This is a genomic window from Amycolatopsis thermalba (assembly GCF_003385215.1).
Lineage (GTDB): Bacteria > Actinomycetota > Actinomycetes > Mycobacteriales > Pseudonocardiaceae > Amycolatopsis_E > Amycolatopsis_E thermalba.
Window position 1 is genome coordinate 50,664 of record NZ_PQHW01000024.1, and the last position, 18,530, is coordinate 69,193.

17 protein-coding genes are annotated in these 18,530 nt (G+C 72.6%); 10 read left to right on the plus strand and 7 right to left on the minus strand.

The features are described 5' to 3' along the window. Positions 1-234: 234 nt before the first annotated feature. Positions 235-1,143 (minus strand): LysR family transcriptional regulator, encoded by a 909-nt coding sequence (locus tag D0D15_RS12835; protein WP_094005382.1) that lies wholly within the window; start codon positions 1,141-1,143, stop codon positions 235-237. A 20-nt stretch (positions 1,144-1,163) separates the two neighbouring features. Between D0D15_RS12835 and D0D15_RS35905 the strand changes: the two genes are divergently transcribed. The 3 genes from D0D15_RS35905 to D0D15_RS12850 all read left to right on the plus strand — a co-directional run bounded on the left by D0D15_RS35905 (position 1,164) and on the right by D0D15_RS12850 (position 3,310). Further along, entirely contained in the window at positions 1,164-1,325 is a 162-nt protein-coding gene (locus tag D0D15_RS35905) for a hypothetical protein (protein WP_158224424.1), read from the plus strand. Beyond that, positions 1,322-2,512: a CynX/NimT family MFS transporter gene (locus D0D15_RS12840; RefSeq protein WP_094005381.1), complete on the plus strand. Its 1,191-nt coding sequence runs from the start codon at positions 1,322-1,324 to the stop codon at positions 2,510-2,512. Before D0D15_RS35905 ends, D0D15_RS12840 begins: the two co-directional genes overlap by 4 nt. Before the next feature lie 120 nt (positions 2,513-2,632). Further along, positions 2,633-3,310 carry a FadR/GntR family transcriptional regulator gene (locus D0D15_RS12850; RefSeq protein ID WP_094005380.1) on the plus strand — a complete coding sequence of 226 codons (678 nt, stop codon included), beginning with the start codon at positions 2,633-2,635 and terminating at the stop codon, positions 3,308-3,310. 693 nt (positions 3,311-4,003) lie between these two features. Here the strand turns inward: D0D15_RS12850 and D0D15_RS12855 are convergent. After that, positions 4,004-4,738, minus strand: coding sequence for an SDR family NAD(P)-dependent oxidoreductase (locus D0D15_RS12855; RefSeq protein ID WP_094005379.1), 735 nt, complete (start codon positions 4,736-4,738; stop codon positions 4,004-4,006). Beyond that, positions 4,738-5,595 (minus strand): fumarylacetoacetate hydrolase family protein, encoded by an 858-nt coding sequence (locus D0D15_RS12860; protein ID WP_115944455.1) that lies wholly within the window; start codon positions 5,593-5,595, stop codon positions 4,738-4,740. Before D0D15_RS12860 ends, D0D15_RS12855 begins: the two co-directional genes overlap by 1 nt. A 149-nt stretch (positions 5,596-5,744) precedes the next feature. On the opposite strand from D0D15_RS12860, the gene D0D15_RS12865 reads away from it, so the two are divergent. Genes D0D15_RS12865 through D0D15_RS12890 form a run of 6 tightly spaced genes read left to right on the plus strand, consistent with a single transcriptional unit; the run spans position 5,745 to position 12,358 of the window. Continuing rightward, positions 5,745-7,022: an L-fuconate dehydratase gene (locus D0D15_RS12865; RefSeq protein ID WP_094005377.1), complete on the plus strand. Its 1,278-nt coding sequence runs from the start codon at positions 5,745-5,747 to the stop codon at positions 7,020-7,022. Next, positions 7,015-7,962: an aldo/keto reductase gene (locus D0D15_RS12870; RefSeq protein ID WP_115944456.1), complete on the plus strand. Its 948-nt coding sequence runs from the start codon at positions 7,015-7,017 to the stop codon at positions 7,960-7,962. Before D0D15_RS12865 ends, D0D15_RS12870 begins: the two co-directional genes overlap by 8 nt. Continuing rightward, positions 7,959-8,807: an amidohydrolase family protein gene (locus tag D0D15_RS12875; RefSeq protein WP_115944457.1), complete on the plus strand. Its 849-nt coding sequence runs from the start codon at positions 7,959-7,961 to the stop codon at positions 8,805-8,807. Before D0D15_RS12870 ends, D0D15_RS12875 begins: the two co-directional genes overlap by 4 nt. A 14-nt stretch (positions 8,808-8,821) precedes the next feature. Further along, a complete protein-coding gene (locus D0D15_RS12880) occupies positions 8,822-10,381 on the plus strand; it encodes a sugar ABC transporter ATP-binding protein (protein ID WP_369806796.1) in 1,560 nt (519 codons plus the stop codon). After that, a complete protein-coding gene (locus D0D15_RS12885; protein WP_115944458.1) occupies positions 10,378-11,373 on the plus strand; it encodes an ABC transporter permease in 996 nt (331 codons plus the stop codon). Before D0D15_RS12880 ends, D0D15_RS12885 begins: the two co-directional genes overlap by 4 nt. Positions 11,374-11,392: 19 nt before the next feature. Further along, positions 11,393-12,358 carry an ABC transporter substrate-binding protein gene (locus D0D15_RS12890; RefSeq protein ID WP_094005372.1) on the plus strand — a complete coding sequence of 322 codons (966 nt, stop codon included), beginning with the start codon at positions 11,393-11,395 and terminating at the stop codon, positions 12,356-12,358. 129 nt (positions 12,359-12,487) lie between these two features. On the opposite strand, the gene D0D15_RS12895 is transcribed toward D0D15_RS12890, so the two are convergent. Next, on the minus strand, positions 12,488-12,895 hold the full coding sequence (locus tag D0D15_RS12895; RefSeq protein ID WP_094005371.1) for a RidA family protein: 408 nt from the start codon (positions 12,893-12,895) through the stop codon (positions 12,488-12,490). Beyond that, complete coding sequence (locus D0D15_RS12900) at positions 12,892-13,734, minus strand: helix-turn-helix transcriptional regulator (protein ID WP_094005478.1); 843 nt, start codon at positions 13,732-13,734, stop codon at positions 12,892-12,894. The genes D0D15_RS12895 and D0D15_RS12900 overlap by 4 nt, the downstream gene beginning before the upstream one ends. 82 nt (positions 13,735-13,816) lie before the next feature. Here D0D15_RS12900 and ilvD point away from each other — a divergent pair, with 82 nt between their 5' ends. Continuing rightward, positions 13,817-15,676 (plus strand): dihydroxy-acid dehydratase, encoded by a 1,860-nt coding sequence (gene ilvD / locus D0D15_RS12905; RefSeq protein ID WP_094005370.1) that lies wholly within the window; start codon positions 13,817-13,819, stop codon positions 15,674-15,676. A gap of 61 nt (positions 15,677-15,737) precedes the next feature. On the opposite strand, the gene katG is transcribed toward ilvD, so the two are convergent. Further along, positions 15,738-18,014, minus strand: a complete 2,277-nt coding sequence (gene katG / locus D0D15_RS12910) for a catalase/peroxidase HPI (protein WP_094005369.1) — start codon at positions 18,012-18,014, stop codon at positions 15,738-15,740. Next, positions 18,015-18,467: a Fur family transcriptional regulator gene (locus tag D0D15_RS12915; RefSeq protein ID WP_094005368.1), complete on the minus strand. Its 453-nt coding sequence runs from the start codon at positions 18,465-18,467 to the stop codon at positions 18,015-18,017. It lies immediately after the preceding gene. Positions 18,468-18,530 lie beyond the last annotated feature (63 nt).

Consider the following 18,530-nt stretch of genomic DNA (forward strand, 5'->3'; position numbering starts at 1 on the left):
CGGCGCACGCCGCAGCGCGGGGGCAGCGGCCGCGGCGAGCAGCCCGGCCGGCTCCCCGCCGCAGGTCGCCGTTCCACGGCGGACCGCCCGCCGAAACCACCGGCCATCCACGCTCACCGCACGGCGACGCGGCCATCGCGGGGCGCCGGCCACGCCACGGCGGCGCACGCCGCAGCTCGTGGCACGCCGAGCAATCCGGCCGCCGGCCGGTTCACGCCAGCGGGCGGCCCGCCGTCAGACCGCGAGCATGGTGGGCACCAGCCGCTCCAGCTCTGCCAGCGCCGCGGCCACCGCGGGACGGGCACGGCCGCCCGGACGCGTGACCGTCAGGATCTTGCGCCGGGGCTCGCCCTCGCACGCCAGCCGCACCACGGCGGCGCTCGCCGGGACCCGGGCCAGCCGGGGCACCAGCGCCACGCCCAGGCCGTGCGCCACCAGCGCGATCGTGACGTCCCAGTTCACCGCGTCGTGGGCGACGTCCGGCGTGAAGCCGGCCGCGCCGCAGGCGGACAACACGTGCGTGCGGCACGTGCACGGCGTGCTCGGCACGATCCACGGCTCGCGGGCGGCCTCCGCGAGGTCCACCCGCTCCCGAGCGGCGAGCCGGTGGCCCGCCGGGACCAGCAGGTCGAACGGATCGTCCAGCAGCGACCGCTGGTCGAACCGGGCGCGGTCGCGTGGCGGCTCGTCCGGCTTGGCCTCCACCAGGGCCAGGTCGGCGTCGCCGGTGAACAGCAGGTCGAAGCACTCCCCGGCCTCGGCCTCGCTGATCCGCGGGGTCAGCCGCGGATGCCGCGTCACCAGCGCCGCGGCGGCCGGGGCGAGCAGCGCGGTGACCGCGACCGGGAACCCCGCCAGCCGCAGCAGCCCGGCGGGTTCGTCGTCGTCGGCGCGCAGGTCGCGCTCGGCCAGCTCCCAGCGGGCCTGGATGTCGTCCGCGTGCGCCAGCAGCCGCCGCGCCGCCGGGGTGAGCCGCACCCGGCGGCCCTGCGGTTCGAGCAGGGTCACCCCGAGCTCCCGGCCCAGCTGGCGGATCTGCTGGGAGGCCGCCGACGGGGTGAAGTGCAGGGCCTCCGCGGCCGCCCGCACCGTGCCGTAGTGGTCCACGGCCCGCAGCACGTGAAGCCTCCGCAGATCGATCATGTAGCTGATTCTTCACGGTCATGTCCGGAAACGCAACCTGGACCTACCCGGTCCGGCGCCGCACGGTGGAACCAGGAGGTGTCCCGATGTTCACCGTGTGGCTGTCGTTGCTCGCCGAGACCGTGGTGGTGACCGCCGTCGCCGCCGCGCTCGCCCGCTGGTCCTCCCGGTCGCGGCCGTGAAGGCGGCCTGGGCGCTGGTCAGCCTGGTGCTGCTGACCCTCAACCTGCGTGCGGCCATCACCGGCGTCCCGCCGGTCCTGGGCGAGCTGCAGGGCGTGTTCGGGCTGAGCGGCGTCGAACTCAGCGTGCTCACCACCCTGCCGGAGCTGTGCGTGGGCCTGTTCTCCGCGCTCGCCCCCGCGCTGGCCCGCCGGATCGGCACGGAGGCGGCGATCACCGTGGCGCTGCTGGTGCTCACGACCGGGCTCGTGCTGCGCGCGATCCCCGGCAAGGGCGCGTTGTTCGCCGGCACCGTGCTGGCCGGGGCGGGGATCGCGACGGGCAACGTGCTGGTGCCGGCGGTCATCAAACGCGTCTACCCCACCCGCGCGGGAACACTCACCGGCCTGGCGATGATGCTCATGTCCGTCAGCGGCGCCGCCGCGGCGGGCCTGGCCGTGCCGCTGGAGCAGGCCGGCGGCTGGCGGCTGGCGCTGGTCGTGTGGGCGGTGCCCGCGCTGGTCGCGGCACTGGCGTGGGGCCCGCTCGCGCGGCGCCCCGCCGCCGGGCCCCCGTCCGCCCCGGAGCACGGGGAGCTGTCGCTGCTGCGCTCGCCGCTGGCGTGGTCGGTGATGGTCTTCATGGGCATGGCGTCGCTGATGTTCTACACGCTGACCTCGTGGCTGCCCCAGATCATGCGCGAGCACGGGGTTCCGGCCGCCACCGCCGGGACGATGAACTCGGTCATCATCGTCATCGGCATCCCCCTCGGGTTCGTCGTGCCGGTCGTCGCCGCCCGGATGCGCGACCAGCGGCCGCTCGTGCTCGGGGTCGCCGCGCTGATGGTGATCGGGCTCGGCGGCCTGCTGCTGGCGCCGCGCGCCGGGTGGGTGTGGACCACGATCTTCGGGATCGCCACGGGCAGCGCGTTCCCGCTCGCCCTGACGCTGCTCAACCTGCGCTCCCCCGACGCCGCGACCACCGCGCGGCTGTCCGGCATGGCCCAGTCCGGCGGGTACCTCCTCGCCGCGTCCGGGCCGCTGACGTTCGGGCTGCTGCACACCCTCACCGGCGGCTGGCACGCCTCGATCTGGTTGCTGCTCCTGCTGGTGGTGCCCGAACTCGTCTGCGGCCTGGTGGCCGCCCGGCCGGGCGTGCTGCAGGTGCATCGTGCGGCGAAAGATCCGATGTATCCTGCCCCTACGTGACAGACAGGGAGCGGGCATGCCGGAGATCGCGCTGCACACGGAGTTGACGCCGGGTTCGGAGCCGGACCACGAGGCCGTGCACCGGTCCATCCCCTCCGATGTGGTGGAACGCTGAGCGGCATGTCCGTCACCGACGACGCCATCGAGGCGATCAAGCAGATGATCGTGGACGGCGAGCTGCGCCCGGGCGACCGCCTGCCCCGCGAAGCCGACCTCGCCGACCGCCTCGGCCTGTCACGCAACTCGCTGCGCGAGGCGGTGCGCGCGCTGTCGCTCATCCACGTGCTGGACGTCCGCCGCGGCGACGGCACCTACGTGACGAGCCTGGAGCCGTCGCTGCTGATGGACGCGATGGGGTTCGTGGTGGACTTCCACCGCGACGACACGGTGCTGCAGTTCCTGGAGGCGCGGCGCGTGATCGAGCCCGCGGTGACCGAGATGGCGGCGCGGTGCATGCCGGATGCCGACCTCGAGGACCTCGCGAAGCTGCTCGACTCGCTGGGCGACCGGCCGACGGTGGACCAGCTGGTGGAAAACGACCTGGAGTTCCACCGGCGCATCGCGGGCGGTTGCGGGAATCCGGTGCTGGCCTCGTTGCTGGAGAGCCTGTCCGGCCGCACGCAGCGGGCCCGGACGTGGCGGGGCATCACGCAGGAGGGCGTGGCGGAGCGCACGCTGGCCGAGCACCGCGCGATACTGCACGCGCTGACCGCACGGCAGCCCGACGTGGCCCGCGCCGCCGCGACGGTGCACATCGCCGGCGTGGAGCAGTGGCTGCGCCAGACGCTGGTGGAGTAACCCAGCGCCGGGCGGCCCGCACTCCCGCGCCCGTCGGTGGAAGGCGGGCGACCCCGCGAGGCTAGACGGCTACTCCAGGTGGCGCCGGGCACTGCCCCGCCGATGGCGGGCAACTCGCGCGGCCAGCACAGGCGCCCACTCACCGCGGGTACCGAACCACCGCCCGCCGAAGGCGGGGCCTCGCGGACCGGCACGGCCGCTCAACGTGGGCGCCCGGCGATGCCCCGCCGATGGCGGGCAACTCGCGCGGCCAGCACAGGCGCCCACTCACCGCGGGCACCGAACCACCGCCCGCCGAAGGCGGGGCCTCGCGGACCGGCACGGCCGCTCAACGTGGGCGCCCGGCGATGCCCCGCCGAAGGCGGGCAACTCGCCGAGCCAGCACGGGCGCCACCCACCGAAGGCGCCCAGCGCTGCCTGCCCCAGGCAGGCGCCCACGCGCCGATGCCCACTCACCGTGCGCACCACGACGTCCCGCCGAACGCGGGCGCCCCGCGGGGTCAGCACGGCCACTCACCGTGCGCGCCCCGGATGCCCCGCCGAAGGTGGGCAACTCGCAGGCTGGCACGGCCACTCAACGTGCGCGCCCGGCGGTGCCCACCGAAGGCGGGCGCCCGCTCCGCCCGGGGCGCCACTCACCGTGGGCACCGAACCGCCCGCCACGCGGCGACCGGCCTCGGCTCGCCCCCGCGCTCACCGGGGCCGCAGGCGCAGGTCCTGCATCCCGCCGTCCACCGCCACTCCCACGCCTGCCGTGGACCTCGCCAGCGGGCTGGCCAGGTACGCCACCGCGTGGGCGACCTCCGCCGGCGACACCAGCCTGCCGTGCGGCTGCCGCGCCTCCAGCGCCGCCCGCTCGGCCTCCGGGTCCTCCGCTCGCTCCAGCAGCCGCCCGATCCACGGCGTGTCGGCGGTGCCCGGGTGCACGCAGTTGACCCGAATCCCCTCGCGCAGGTGGTCCGCGGCCATCGCCCGCGTCAGCGCCGCCACCGCGCCCTTCGACGCGCTGTACAGGGCCCGCTGCGGCAGCCCGGCCGTCGCCGCGATCGAGCCCACGTTCACGATCGCCGCGGCGCGGGACCGGCGCAGGTGCGGCAGCGCCGCGCGGCTCACCCGCACCATGCCGAGCAGGTTCACGTCCAGCACCCGCAGCCATTCCGCGTCGTCGTTGTCGGCGACCGTGCCCTGCGCCCCGACGCCGGCGTTGTTCACCACGATGTCCAGCCCGCCGAACCGCTCCACCACCGCCGAGATCGCCCGCCGCACCGATTCGTCATCGGTCACGTCGACCCGCAGACCGTCCGGGACCTCGGTCAGGTCCAGCGCCGCCACCCGCGCGCCCCGCTCCCGCAGCGCCGCCACGACCGCCGCGCCGATCCCGGACGCCCCGCCGGTGACCGCGGCGACCAGCCCGTCGAACTCGCCCATCACGCCACCTCCGCCGCGACGAACTCCTGACGCTGCCTGCCCAGGCCCTCGATCTCCAGCTCCACCACGTCCCCGGGCCGCAGGTACGGGTACTTCCCGGACAACGCGACACCCTGCGGCGTGCCGGTCATGATCACGTCGCCCGGCTCCAGCGCGAGATAACGGCTCAGGTGCCACACCAGGTGCTCGACACCGAAGATCATGTCCGCGGTCGTGGAGTCCTGGCGCGGTTCGCCGTTGACCCAGCTGCGCAGCCGCAGATCCGTGTGGTCCACCTCGTCCGCGGGCACCAGCCACGGCCCCAGCGGGCTGAACCCGGGCGCGCACTTGCCCTTGCTCCACTGCCCGCCGGAGTCGGCGAGCTGGTACTGCCGCTCGGAGACGTCGTTGCCGATCACGAACCCGGCGACGTGCTCCAGGCTCCGCGACGGCGAGTCGAGGTACAGGGCGCGCTTGCCGATCACGACACCGAGTTCGACCTCCCAGTCGGTGCGTTCACTGCCGGGCGGGATCGTCACCGGGTCGTCCGGCCCGGCCAGCGTGTTGGGCGTCTTGAGGAACATGATCGGCACGTCCGGCGGGGCCGAGCCCGACTCGGCGGCGTGCTCGGCGTAGTTCATGCCGATGCAGATGATCGCGCCGGGCCGCGCGACCGGCGAGCCGACCCGCCGCGACTCCGCGTCCGGCAGCTCCGGCAGCTCACCGGCCTCCAGCGCGGCCCGCACCGCCGTGATCCCTCCCCCGGCGAGGAACCCGCCGTCGAGATCGGGGGTCAGCCCGGTCAGGTCGTAGGTCGTGCCGCCGGCGACGACGGCGGGACGTTCCTGGTTGACGGGACCGAGGCGGACGAGGTGCACGGTTCACTTCCTCACGATATTGGTCGGGTCTCTCGCGTGATCTCGTCGAAATCCTAGGCGAACTTTCCCCTCGCCCGCGAGCCTTGACGCCGCAGACATCGGATCTCTATCGTCGGCGTCGTCACCGAGGCGTACAAGGGAGTGGGTCCGTGGCACGCATCGTCGCCCTGCACACGCACGACGTCCGGTTCCCGACGTCGCAGACGCTCGACGGTTCCGACGCGATGAACCCGGACCCCGACTACTCGGCCGCCTACCTGCGCCTGGTCACCGACGCCGGGGACGGGCTGGAGGGCCACGGGTTCGTCTTCACCATCGGCCGCGGCAACGACGTCCAGGTCGCCGCGCTCCGCGCGCTCGAACCGCACCTGCTGGGCCGCGACGTGGACGCCACGCTCGCCGGCCTCGGCGGGCTGTGGCGCGAGCTGGTGCACGATTCGCAGCTGCGCTGGCTCGGCCCCGAGAAGGGGATCATGCACATGGCCATCGGCGCGGCCGTCAACGCGCTGTGGGACCTGCGCGCCAAACGCGAAGGCAAACCGTTGTGGCAGCTGCTGTCCTCGCTCAGCCCGGAGGAGATCGTCGACCTCGTCGACTTCCGGTACCTGACCGACGCGCTGACCCGCGAGGAGGCGCTGGACATCCTCCGCGCCGCCCAGCCCGGCCGTGCCGAACGGGAGGCGCGGCTGCTGAGCGAGGGCTACCCCGCCTACACCACCACCCCCGGCTGGCTGGGCTACGACGACGACAAGCTCGCCCGGCTGTGCCGGGAGGCGGTCGCGGACGGGTTCGGCCAGATCAAGCTCAAGGTGGGCGCCGACCTCGACGACGACGTGCGCCGCCTGCGGATCGCGCGTGAGGTGTGCGGCCCGGACGTGCGGATCGCGGTGGACGCCAACCAGCGCTGGGACGTCGCCGACGCGATCGCCTGGGTGGAGCGGCTGCGCCCGTTCGACCTCGCCTGGATCGAGGAACCCACCAGCCCGGACGACATCCTCGGCCACGCCGCGATCGCCGAGGCCGTCGCGCCCATCCCGGTCGCCACCGGCGAGCACGGCGCCAACCGCGTGCTGTTCAAACAGCTCCTGCAGGCCAAGGCGCTGTCGGTGCTGCAACTGGACGCCACCCGGGTGGCCGGGGTCAACGAGAACATCGCGATCCTGCTGCTGGCCGCCAAGTTCGGCGTCCGGGTGTGCCCGCACGCCGGCGGCGTCGGCCTGTGCGAGGCGGTGCAGCACCTGGCGATGTTCGACTACGTCGCGGTGTCCGGGACCATGCAGGACCGGATGATCGAGTTCGTCGACCACCTGCACGAGCACTTCGTCACCCCGGTGGACGTCCACAGTGGACGCTACTTCGCGCCGAAGGCGCCGGGCGCGGGCACCGAGATGCACGCGGCCTCCCTCCAGGAGTACGCCCATGGCTAGCCTGCCCGGCCCGTTCGCGCTCGGCGCCGCGAACCTGGGCAACCTGTACGCGCCGATGAGCGACGAGCAGGCCCACGCCGTGCTGGAGGCCGCGTGGGACTCCGGCATCCGCTACTTCGACACCGCCCCGCACTACGGCCTCGGCCTGTCCGAGCGCCGCCTCGGCGCGTTCCTGGCGGGCAAGCCGCGCGCAGAGTTCGTGGTGTCCACCAAGGCCGGGCGGCTCCTGGTGCCCGACCCGGCCGGCGCGGGCCGCCTGGACGAGGCGAACCAGTTCGCCGTGCCCGCCGACCACCGCCGGGTGTGGGACTTTTCCGCCGACGGGGTGCGGCGCAGCCTCGACGACTCGCTGACCCGGCTCGGCCTGGATTCCGTCGACGTCGTCTACCTGCACGACCCCGAGGAGTACGACCTCGACCCCGCCCTGGCCTCGGGGCTGGCCGCGCTCGCCGGGCTGCGCGACGAGGGCGTGGTGCGGGCGGTCGGCGTCGGCTCCAAATCGGTCGCCGCGCTCGCCGCCGCCGCGCGCTCCGGCATCGCCGACCTGCTGATGGTCGCCGGCCGGTTCACCCTGCTCGACCAGTCCGCGCTGGACGAGGTGCTGCCCGAGTGCCGCGCCCGCTCGATCGGCGTGGCGGCCGCGAGCGTGTTCAACTCCGGACTGCTCGCCACACCCGAGCCGGCCGGCCGCTACGACTACGCCGCCGCTCCCCCGGACGTCCTGGTCACCGCGCGCGAGATCGCCGCCGTGTGCGCCGAATTCGGCGTCGACCTGCCCACCGCCGCGCTGCACTTCCCGCTGCGGGACCCGGCGGTGCGCGCGGTGGTGGCCGGCGCGGCCACCCCGGAGGAGGTGCGGCAGAACGCCCGGCGGCTGGCGGCCACCGTGCCCGCCGAGCTCTGGACGACGCTGCGGGACAAGGGGCTGATCCGGGCATGACCGGGCACGTCGTGGACACCCACCTGCACCTGTGGGACCTCACGGTGAGCGAGTACGCGTGGCTGCCGCCCGGCAGCCCGCTGCACACCACCTTCACCGCGGAACAGGCCCGGCGGGAACTGGACGCCGCCGGGATCGCCACGGCCGTGCTGGTGCAGGCCGAGGACTCCGAGACCGACACCGAGTTCATGCTCGCCCAGGCCGGCCGGCACGACTGGATCGCCGGGGTGGTCGGCTGGGTCCGCCTCGACGACCCGGACACCGCGCGCCGCCAGCTCGACCGGTGGCAGCGGCACCCGGCCTTCCGCGGGGTGCGGCACCTGGTGCACGACGACCCGCGCGCGGACTTCCTCGACCTGCCCGCGGTCCGCCGCTCGCTGGCCGTGCTCGCCGAGCGCGGACTGCCGTTCGACGTCCCCGACGCCTGGCCCCGGCACCTCGGCCAGGTCGCCGACCTGGCGGCGGCCCTGCCGGAGCTGACGATCGTGGTCGACCACCTCGGCAAACCGCCCGCGGACCCGGAAGAGTTCCGCGCCTGGCTGTCCACGCTGCGGGCGGTGGCCGCGCACCCCGGCACGGTCGCGAAGATCTCCGGACTGCAGCGGCCCGGCGAGCCGCTGACCGCCGCCGCCGGGCGGCCGGCGGTGGAGGCGGCGTTCGAGGTGTTCGGCGCGGGCCGGCTGATGTACGGCGGGGACTGGCCGATGACCGTCCCCAGTGGAGGGTACGGCCGGACCTGGGACGCGGTGTCGGCACTGATCGGTGAGCTGCCGGCCAGCGAACGGTCGCTCGTGTTGTCCGGCACCGCGAGCGCGATCTACGGTGTGGCGGAGCGGGTGCGATGAGCGGGGTCGCGACGATGACGGAACCGTTGCTCGAAGTCGAGGGCGTGGACAAGAGCTTCCCCGGCGTGCGCGCGCTGCACGACATGCGGCTGGAGCTGCGGTCCGGCGAGGTGCTCGCGCTGGTCGGCGAGAACGGCGCGGGCAAGTCCACGCTGATGAAGCTGCTGTCCGGCATCCACAGCGCCGACGCGGGCCAGTTCCGGCTGGGCGGCGAGCCCTACCGGCCCGCCGGCCCGCGGCACGCCCTGGAGCTGGGCATCAGCATCATCCACCAGGAGTTCAACCTGGTGCCGCACCTGACGGTCGCGCAGAACGTCTTCATCGGCCGGGAACCCCGCCGCGGGCGGCTGCTGCTCGACGAGCGCAAGCTCAACGCCGACACCGCCGACCTGCTCGACCGGCTGCACCTGCGCCTGGACCCGCGGGCCGTGGTGGGCGAGCTGACCGTGGCCAACCAGCAGATGGTGGAGATCGCCAAGGCGCTGTCCTACGACCCGCGTGTGCTGATCATGGACGAGCCGACCGCCGCGCTCAACGACGCCGAGGTGGCGACGCTGCACGAGCTGATCCGCCGGTTCGTGCGGCCGGGCACCGGCGTCATCTACATCTCCCACCGGATGGAGGAGATCAAGCGCATCGCCGACCGGGTCACCGTGATCCGCGACGGCGAGTACATCGACACGCTCGACATGGCGACGGCCGCCACCCCGGACATCATCGCCCTGATGGTGGGCCGGGCCATCGACACCGAGGCCCGCCCGGAGGGGGTGCGCTCCGACCGGGAGGTCGTGCTGCGCGTCGAGGGCCTGCGCACCCGGGACCTGCTCAAGGACGTGTCGTTCGACCTGCGGCACGGCGAGATCCTCGGCTTCGCCGGCCTGATGGGCGCCGGCCGGACCGAGGTCGCGCGGGCGCTGGTCGGCGCGGACAAGGCCGAGGCCGGCACCGTCACCCTGCACGGCAGGCCGGTCCGCATCGGCACCCCGGCCGACGCCGCGAAACTGGGCATCGGCTACCTGTCGGAGGACCGGAAGCGGTTCGGCCTGCTGCTGGACCAGGACGTCAAGGCCAACATCGCGTTGTCGGCGCTGCGGGACCAGTTCACCAGGGCCGGGTTCGTGCGCGACGGCGCGCTGCGGGCGAAGGCCGGACGCTACGTCGGCGCGCTGCGCATCAAGACGCCCTCGCTCGACCAGACGACGAAGAACCTCTCCGGCGGCAACCAGCAGAAGGTCGTCATCGCCAAGTGGCTGGCCAAGGACTGCGAGGTCCTCATCTTCGACGAGCCGACGCGCGGCATCGACGTCGGCGCGAAGGAGGAGATCTACCAGCTGCTGCGCGAGCTGACCGGGCAGGGCAAGTCGATCATCATGATCTCCTCGGAACTCCCGGAGATCCTGCGCATGTCCCACCGCGTGGTGGTGATGAGCGAGGGCCGCGTGACCCGCGTGCTCGACGCCGCCGAGGCGACCCAGGAGAACATCATGCACTACGCGACCCTGCGGCCGGACGAGAATCCCGCCGACGCCGCCGAACTCGGTCTCGCCCCCGAAGGGAAGGCAGGTCAGTCATGACCACGGTGAAAGCTCCCCCGGCGGAGCCGCAGCGCACCGGCGGGGTGGCCGGCGCGATCAAGAGCAGGCTGCAGCAGCTGCTGGCCTTCGCCAGCCTCATCGTGATCTACGCGTTCTTCTCGATCGTCAGCCCGTTCTTCTTCTCCTACGGCAACTTCATCGCCATCCTGTTCTCCACGGTGGTGATCGGGACGCTCGCGATCGGCACCACGTTCGTGATCATCACCGGCGGCATCGACCTGTCGATCGGCACCGGCATGGCGTTGTGCGCGGTGATGTCCGGGGTGTTCATCGTGAACTCCGGCCTGCCGCCGGCGGTCGGGGTGCCGCTGGCGATCCTGTTCGGCGGGCTGATGGGGCTGGTCAACGGCATCAACGTGGCGCTGCTGAAGATCCCGCCGTTCATCGCGACGCTGGCGATGATGCTGGTCGCCGCGGGGCTGGCGCTGGTGCTGTCGAACAGCACCCCGATCTACTTCAGCGACTCGCCCGGCTACATCGACATCTCCGCGGGCAACCTGATCCCGAACGTGCCCAACGCGGTGCTCATCCTGGCCGCGATCGCGATCATCGCGGGCGTGCTGCTGACCAAGACGGTGCTCGGCCGCTACACGTACTCGATCGGCAGCAACGAGGAAGCGACCGCGCTGTCCGGCATCGACGTGCGCCGGTGGAAGGTCGGGATCTACGCGTTCGCCGGGCTGTTCACCGGCCTGGCCGGGGTGATGATCTCGGCGCGGCTGGGGTCGGCGCAGCCGGCCACCGGCATGGGGTACGAGCTGCAGGCGATCGCCGCCGTGGTGATCGGCGGGACGTCGCTGTCCGGCGGCAAGGGCTCCATCATCGGCACCCTGATCGGCGCGCTGATCATCTCGGTGCTGAACAACGGGCTGCAGATCATGTCGATCCCGCAGGAGTGGCAGAACGTCATCCTCGGGTGCGTGATCCTGGTGGCCGTCTACACCGACCGGATCCGGAAACGGGAAGCCTGAGAGAACGAAGGAGTTCTTGATGAGGACGCAGAAGATCGTCGCCGCGGTCGCCGGCGCCGTGCTGGCGCTGACGATGACCGCGTGCGGCCAGGACGGCGGCACCGCGGGCGGCGGGAACGGGCCGCTCATCGCCATCGTGTCGAAGGGCTTCCAGCACCAGTTCTGGCAGGCCGTGAAGAAGGGCGCCGAGGACCAGGCCGCCGCGAAGGGCGCCCGTACGACCTTCGTCGGCCCGGCGACCGAGAAGGACGTCGAGCAGCAGGTCAACATGCTCACCAACGAGCTGGCGAAATCGCCACGGGCGCTCGGGTTCGCCGCGCTGGACTCGCGCGCGGCCGCTCCCCTGCTGCAGCAGGCGAAGGCGCAGAACGTCCCGGTCGTGGCGTTCGACTCCGGTGTGGACAGTGACATCCCGGTGACGACCGTGGCCACGGACAACAAGGCCGCGGCGGCGGAGGCGGCCAAGCACCTGGCCGAGCAGATCGGCGGGCAGGGCAAGGTCGCGCTGGTGGTGCACGACCAGACGAGCCTGTCGGGCAAGGACCGGCGGGACGGGTTCCTGGACTGGATGGCGAAGAACGCGCCCGGCATCACGGTGCTGGCGCCCCAGTACGGCGGGGGTGACCAGCTGGAGTCGGCCAACATCACCAAGTCGATCATCGCGGCGAACCCGGACCTGAAGGGGATCTACGCCTCCAACGAGGGCTCGGCGATCGGGGTGATCAAGGGCGTGCAGGAGAGCGGGAAGCAGGGCCTGACGATCGTCGGGTTCGACTCCGGCAAGGCCCAGATCGACGCGATCAACAGCGGCCTGATGGCCGGCGCCGTGACGCAGGACCCGGTGGACATGGGACGGCAGCTGGTGGACGCCGCGCTGAAGGCCATCAACGGCGAACAACTGCCGAAGCGGATCGACACGGCGTACTACTGGTACGACAAGAGCAACATCAACGACCCGAAGATCCAGGCGGCGCTGTACCAGTGACCGCCGGGCGCCGGCCGTGGACGGTCGACGGGGCCGTCCACGGCCGTCGTGCCGTGGCCCAGCACCGCGGTGCTGGGTCACGGGTCGAGCACCTCGCGCATCGCCGTCACGGCGGGCTCGGAGTGGGCGTCAGCGCGGCACCGCGGCCATGGCCTCGACCTCCACCAGGAGGTCCGGCCGGGCCAGCGCGGCCGCCACGATCAGCGACTGCGCCGGCCAGTCACCGTCCGGGTACCAGCGGGTGAAGGTCCGCTTCACCACCGTGCGGAAGCCGGGCAGGTGCTCGGCGCCGGCCACCATGCTGAACAGCTTCACCACGTGCTCCGGCTGCGCGCCCGCCGCCGCGAGGAGCCGCTCCAGGTTGGCGAACACCGCCTCGGTCTGGGCCTCGGCGTCGGCACCGGCGAGCGAGCCATCGGGCAGCGCGCCGACCTGGCCGGAGATCACCACGAGCTCGTGACCGGACGGCACCTGGGCCAGGTGGCTGTACATCCCGATGGGGGCGGCGACGGTGTCCGGGTTCCAGCGCCGGATCATGCGTTCTCCTCTGCCGGTTCGATGGATACGGGTGGTGCGGCGAGCAGCCGCCGCAGCGTCGCGGTGTCGGCCTCGCGCACCGGGGTGTAGACGACCAGGTGCAGGCCGGGGTGGTCCTGCGGGGTGAGCTGGTGGTGTTCCAGCAGCAGCTCCCCCGCCACCGGGTGCCGGAACAGGCGCTCGCGGGAGGCGAACCGCTCGACGCCCAGGCTCTCCCAGCCCGCCCGGAAGTGATCGCTGGCCGCCAGCAGCCGGTCGATCAGGTAACCGAACTCCCCCAGCCGGGGACCGGCCTCGGCCCGGAACTCGGCCAGGAACCGGCGGCTGGTGACCTCCCAGTCCGGCAGCAGCTGCCGCACGTACGGGTCGGTGAACACCAGCCACAGCAGGTTGCGGTCCTGCGCCGGGACGGTCGCGACGTTCGGGTAGAGCGCCGCGTAGGCGGCGTTCCAGCCGGTGATCTGCCAGTCCGGCGCCACCGCGTAGGCGGGCGACTGCGCGAGCGCGTCGAGCAGCCGCTGCACGTGCCGCGGCGCGGCTTCGGGCACCGGCGCGGCGGGCGGCGGTGGCGCCGTGTATCCGGCGAGGGAAAGCACGTAGGCGTGCTCGGCGCCGCTCAGCCGCAGCGTGCGCGCGATCGCGTCGAGGACCTCGCGCGAGGGGTTGATGTCGCGGCCCTGCTCCAGCCAGGTGTACCAGGTGACGCTGACACCCGACACGAACGCGACCTCCTCGCGGCGCAGCCCGGTGGTCCGGCCGCGGCCCACCGGGGGCAGGTCGAGCTCGGCCCGCACGAGCCGGGTCCGCCGGTTGCGCAGGAACTCCCCGAGGGCACGCATGGTCACCCCGCAACACTAGTAGTGCCGCTACTGGTGTTCGCAGCGTCTTCGCTTCCCCGCACGCGGCGGGCATCGTGAGCGCATGCCCGAACTGCGATCACGCACTGTCACCCACGGACGCAACATGGCCGGTGCCCGCGCGCTGCTGCGCGCCGCGGGTGTGGCCCGCGAGGACTTCGGCAAGCCGATCGTGGCCGTCGCCAACAGCTTCACCGAGTTCGTGCCCGGCCACGTCCACCTCCAGCCGGTCGGCCGGATCGTGTCCGAGGCGATCCGCGCGGCCGGCGGCATCCCGCGCGAGTTCAACACGATCGCCGTCGACGACGGCATCGCCATGGGCCACGAGGGGATGCTGTACTCGCTGCCCTCCCGCGACCTGATCGCCGACTCCGTCGAGTACATGGTGCAGGCCCACCGCGCCGACGCCCTGGTGTGCATCTCCAACTGCGACAAGATCACCCCCGGCATGCTGATGGCCGCGCTGCGCCTGAACATCCCCACCGTGTTCGTCTCCGGCGGCCCGATGGAGGGCGGCACCGCGGTCCTCGTCGACGGCACGGTCCGCACCAAGCTGCACCTGGTCTCGGCGATGTCCGACGCCGCCGCCGACACCGTGTCCGACGCCGACATCGCCCGCATCGAGGAAGCCGCCTGCCCGACCTGCGGATCCTGTTCGGGCATGTTCACCGCCAACTCGATGAACTGCCTCACCGAGGCCCTCGGACTCGCCCTGCCCGGCAACGGCTCGGTGCTGGCCACCCACACCGCGCGCCGCGCCCTCTACGAGCAGGCCGGGCGCACCGTCGTGGACCTGGCGCGCCGCTTCTACGACACCGGCGACGAGAGCGTGCTGCCCCGGGCCATCGCCTCGCGGGCCGCCTTCGACAACGCGATGGCGCTCGACCTGGCGATGGGCGGATCCACCAACACCGTCCTGCACCTGCTCGCCGCCGCGCACGAGGCCGGTCTGGACTACACGCTGGCCGACATCGAGCAGCGGTCCCGCGAGGTGCCGTGCCTGTGCAAGGTCGCCCCCAACGGCAACTACCTGATGGAGGACGTGCACCGGGCCGGCGGCATCCCGGCGCTCCTCGGGGAACTGCACCGCGCCGGGCACCTGCACGAGAACGTGCACAGCGTGCACGCCGGCTCGCTCGCCGAATGGCTCAAGACCTGGGACATCCGCGGCGGCTCGCCCTCCCCGGAGGCGGTCGAGCTGTTCCACGCCGCACCCGGCTGCCGCCGCACCACCGAAGCGTTCTCGCAATCCGAACGGTGGCACGACCTGGATCTGGACGCCGCGGGCGGCTGCATCCGCGACGCCGCCCACGCCTACTCCGACGACGGCGGGCTGGCCGTGTTGCGCGGCAACCTCGCCGAGGACGGCTGCGTGGTCAAGACCGCGGGGGTGGACCCGTCGGTGCTGGCCTTCGCCGGGCCGGCCGTGGTGACCGAATCGCAGGAGGAAGCCGCCGAGGCGATCCTGGCCGGGCGCGTGCGGCCCGGCGATGTCGTGGTGGTGCGGTACGAGGGCCCGCGCGGCGGCCCCGGCATGCAGGAAATGCTCTACCCCACCTCGTACCTGAAGGGACGCGGCCTCGGCACGGTCTGCGCGCTGGTCACCGACGGCCGGTTCTCGGGCGGCAGCTCGGGCCTGTCGATCGGGCACGTCTCCCCGGAGGCCGCAGCGGGCGGGACGATCGCCCTGGTCGAGGACGGCGACCGGATCGTCATCGACATCCCCGGCCGCACGCTGCACCTCGACGTGCCCGACGAGGTGCTGGCGCAACGCCGGGCCCAGGCGACCTTCCGGCCCCGGAACCGGGAGCGCACGGTGTCCACCGCGCTGCGCGCCTACGCGGCGATGGCCCTGTCAGCGGACAAGGGCGCGGTGCGGGAGGTGCCGGAAGCCCGTGAGGTCAGGGCCCCCGGGCACCGGTAGCAACGGGACGAGCCCGGCCGGTCCACAGTGGACCGGCCGGGCTCGCCGCTGGGGTTGGGGATCAGGACAGGTCGAACCGGTCCAGTTCCATGACCTTCGTCCAGGCCGCGACGAAGTCGTTGACGAACTTCTCCCGCGCGTCGTCGCTGGCGTAGACCTCCGCGAGGGCCCGCAGCTGCGAGTTGGAGCCGAAGATGAGGTCGACCGGGGTGGCCGTCCACTTCAGCTCGCCGGTCGCCACGTCGCGGATCTCGTAGACGTTCTCCTCCGACTCCGACGCCTTCCACTGGGTGCCCGGCGCGAGCAGGTTGGCGAAGAAGTCGTTGGTGAGCACGCCCGGCTTGTCGGTGAGGACACCGTGCTGGACGCCGCCGTGGTTGGCGCCCAGCGACCGCAGACCGCCGACCAGGACGGTCATCTCCGGCGCGGTCAGGTCCAGCATGTAGGCGCGGTCGACCAGCAGCACCTCCGGCTGGAGCTTCTCACCGGCCCGCAGGTAGTTGCGGAACCCGTCGGCGCGCGGCTCGAGCACCTTGAACGACTCGACGTCGGTCTGCTCCTGGCTGGCGTCGGTGCGGCCCGGGTGGAACGGCACGGTCACCTCGACGCCCGCGTCGCGCGCGGCCTTCTCCACCGCGGCCGAACCGGCCAGCACGATCAGGTCGGCCAGCGAGATCTTCGCGCCGCCGGCCTCGTTGAACTCGCGCTGGATGGCCTCCAGCTTCTCCAGCACCGCCGCGAGCTGCTCGGGCTGGTTGACCTCCCAGTTGCGCTGCGGCTCCAGCCGGATCCGGGCGCCGTTGGCGCCACCGCGCTTGTCGGTGGACCGGAAGCTCGCCGCCGACGCCCACGCGGTGCTGACCAGCTGGGCGGTGGTGAGACCGGACTCCACCACCTTCGCCTTGAGGGCGGCGATGTCGGCCTCGCTGACCAGCTCGTGGTCCACGGCCGGCACCGGGTCCTGCCACAGCTGCGGCTCGGCGACCCACGGGCCCAGGTAGCGGGTGACCGGGCCCATGTCACGGTGCAGCAGCTTGTACCAGGCCTTGGCGAACGCCAGCGCGAACTCGTCCGGGTTCTCCAGGAACCGGCGCGAGATCTTGCCGTAGACCGGGTCGAAGCGCAGCGCCAGGTCCGTGGTGAGCATGGTCGGCTTGTACTTCTTGTTCGGGTCGTACGGGTCCGGGATGATCTCCGGCGCGTCCTTGGCGACGTACTGCTTGGCGCCGCCGGGGCTGGTGGTCAGCTCCCACTCGTAGCCGAACAGGATCTCGAAGAAGCGGTTGCTCCACTCGGTCGGCTTGTCGGTCCAGGTGACCTCGAGGCCGCTGGTGATCGTGTCCGGGCCCTTGCCGCTGCCGTGGGTGCTCAGCCAGCCCAGGCCCTGCGCCTCCAGCGGGGCGGCCTCCGGCTCGGGGCCCACGTGGTCGTCGGCGATGCCGGCGCCGTGGGTCTTGCCGAAGGTGTGGCCACCGGCGATCAGCGCGACGGTCTCCTCGTCGTTCATCGCCATGCGGCCGAAGGTCTCGCGGATGAAGTGCGCCGCGGCCATGAAGTCCGCGCTGCCGCGGGGACCCTCCGGGTTGACGTAGATCAGGCCCATCTCGGTGGCGCCGAGCTCGGGCACCATCTCGGTGTCGCCGGCGTAGCGCTCGTCACCCAGCCAGTCGTCCTCCGGGCCCCAGAAGATCTCCTCGGGCTCCCAGACGTCCTCGCGGCCGAAGCCGAAGCCGAAGGTCTTGAAGCCCATCGACTCCAGGGCCACGTTGCCGGCGAACACGAGCAGGTCGGCCCACGAGATCTTCTGGCCGTACTTCTGCTTGACCGGCCACAGCAGGCGGCGCGCCTTGTCCAGGTTGGCGTTGTCCGGCCAGCTGTTGAGCGGGGCGAAGCGCTGCGCGCCGTCACCGGCGCCGCCGCGGCCGTCGTGGATGCGGTAGGTGCCCGCGGAGTGCCAGCTCATGCGGATCATCAGGCCGCCGTAGTGGCCGAAGTCGGCGGGCCACCAGTCCTGCGAGGTGGTCAGCACCTGCTCGATGTCGCGCTTGAGCGCCTCGACGTCGAGCTTGGCGAACTCCTTGGCGTAGTCGAAGTCCTTGCCCAGCGGGTTGCTCTTGGAGTCGTGCGCGTGCAGCACCGACAGGTCGAGCTGGTTGGGCCACCAGTCGCGGTTGGTGCGCGGGCGGCCGCTCGACTTCGGCGTCGGCGAGTCGATGGCCGGGTTCTCGCTCTCGCTGCCGTGCGAGGTCACCGAATCGTGCGCGACCGGGCACCCGGCCGCCGCCTTCTTGTCCACCCCCTGCGCGCTGGAGGGGGTGTTGTCCTGGGTGTCGCTCATCTACTTGCCTTCCGAGCTGGCGGTTTCGTGGGGAACTGCGGCGGCCGAGCAGTCGGGGCAGACGCCCCAAAAGACGACCTCCGCCTGGTCGATCACGAAGCCGTGATCGACCGAGGCGGTGAGACACGGGGCGTGGCCGACGGTGCAGTCGACGTCGGCGATCGCACCGCAGGAGCGGCAGACGACGTGGTGGTGGTTGTCGCCCACCCGGGACTCGTAGCGGGCGTTCGCGCCGGCCGGCTGGATGCGGCGCACCAGCCCGGCCTCGGTGAGGGCCCGCAGCACGTCGTAGACGGCCTGATGGGACACCGTCGGGTGGTCGGCGCGCACCAGCTCGATCACCGTTTCGGTGTCGACGTGCGGGTGGTCGTGCAGCGCGGCCAGCACCGCCAGGCGGGGCCGGGTCACACGCAACGAGACCGCCCGCAGCTGCGCCTCGAAGTCCGACGTCACGCGGCAGACCCTAGAGCACTAGTCTGGAACAAATCAAGTTAGGGGTCGGGGCGTGTCCGGGGC

Coding starts and splice junctions, on each gene's coding strand:
- D0D15_RS12835 (WP_094005382.1), bottom strand. CDS start 1,143: ATGATCGATCTGCGGAGGCTTCACGTGCTGCGGGCCGTGGACCACTAC.
- D0D15_RS35905 (WP_158224424.1), top strand. CDS start 1,164: ATGTCCGGAAACGCAACCTGGACCTACCCGGTCCGGCGCCGCACGGTG.
- D0D15_RS12850 (WP_094005380.1), top strand. CDS start 2,633: ATGTCCGTCACCGACGACGCCATCGAGGCGATCAAGCAGATGATCGTG.
- D0D15_RS12855 (WP_094005379.1), bottom strand. CDS start 4,738: ATGGGCGAGTTCGACGGGCTGGTCGCCGCGGTCACCGGCGGGGCGTCC.
- D0D15_RS12870 (WP_115944456.1), top strand. CDS start 7,015: ATGGCTAGCCTGCCCGGCCCGTTCGCGCTCGGCGCCGCGAACCTGGGC.
- D0D15_RS12875 (WP_115944457.1), top strand. CDS start 7,959: ATGACCGGGCACGTCGTGGACACCCACCTGCACCTGTGGGACCTCACG.
- D0D15_RS12880 (WP_369806796.1), top strand. CDS start 8,822: ATGACGGAACCGTTGCTCGAAGTCGAGGGCGTGGACAAGAGCTTCCCC.
- D0D15_RS12885 (WP_115944458.1), top strand. CDS start 10,378: ATGACCACGGTGAAAGCTCCCCCGGCGGAGCCGCAGCGCACCGGCGGG.
- D0D15_RS12890 (WP_094005372.1), top strand. CDS start 11,393: ATGAGGACGCAGAAGATCGTCGCCGCGGTCGCCGGCGCCGTGCTGGCG.
- D0D15_RS12895 (WP_094005371.1), bottom strand. CDS start 12,895: ATGATCCGGCGCTGGAACCCGGACACCGTCGCCGCCCCCATCGGGATG.
- D0D15_RS12900 (WP_094005478.1), bottom strand. CDS start 13,734: ATGCGTGCCCTCGGGGAGTTCCTGCGCAACCGGCGGACCCGGCTCGTG.
- ilvD (WP_094005370.1), top strand. CDS start 13,817: ATGCCCGAACTGCGATCACGCACTGTCACCCACGGACGCAACATGGCC.
- katG (WP_094005369.1), bottom strand. CDS start 18,014: ATGAGCGACACCCAGGACAACACCCCCTCCAGCGCGCAGGGGGTGGAC.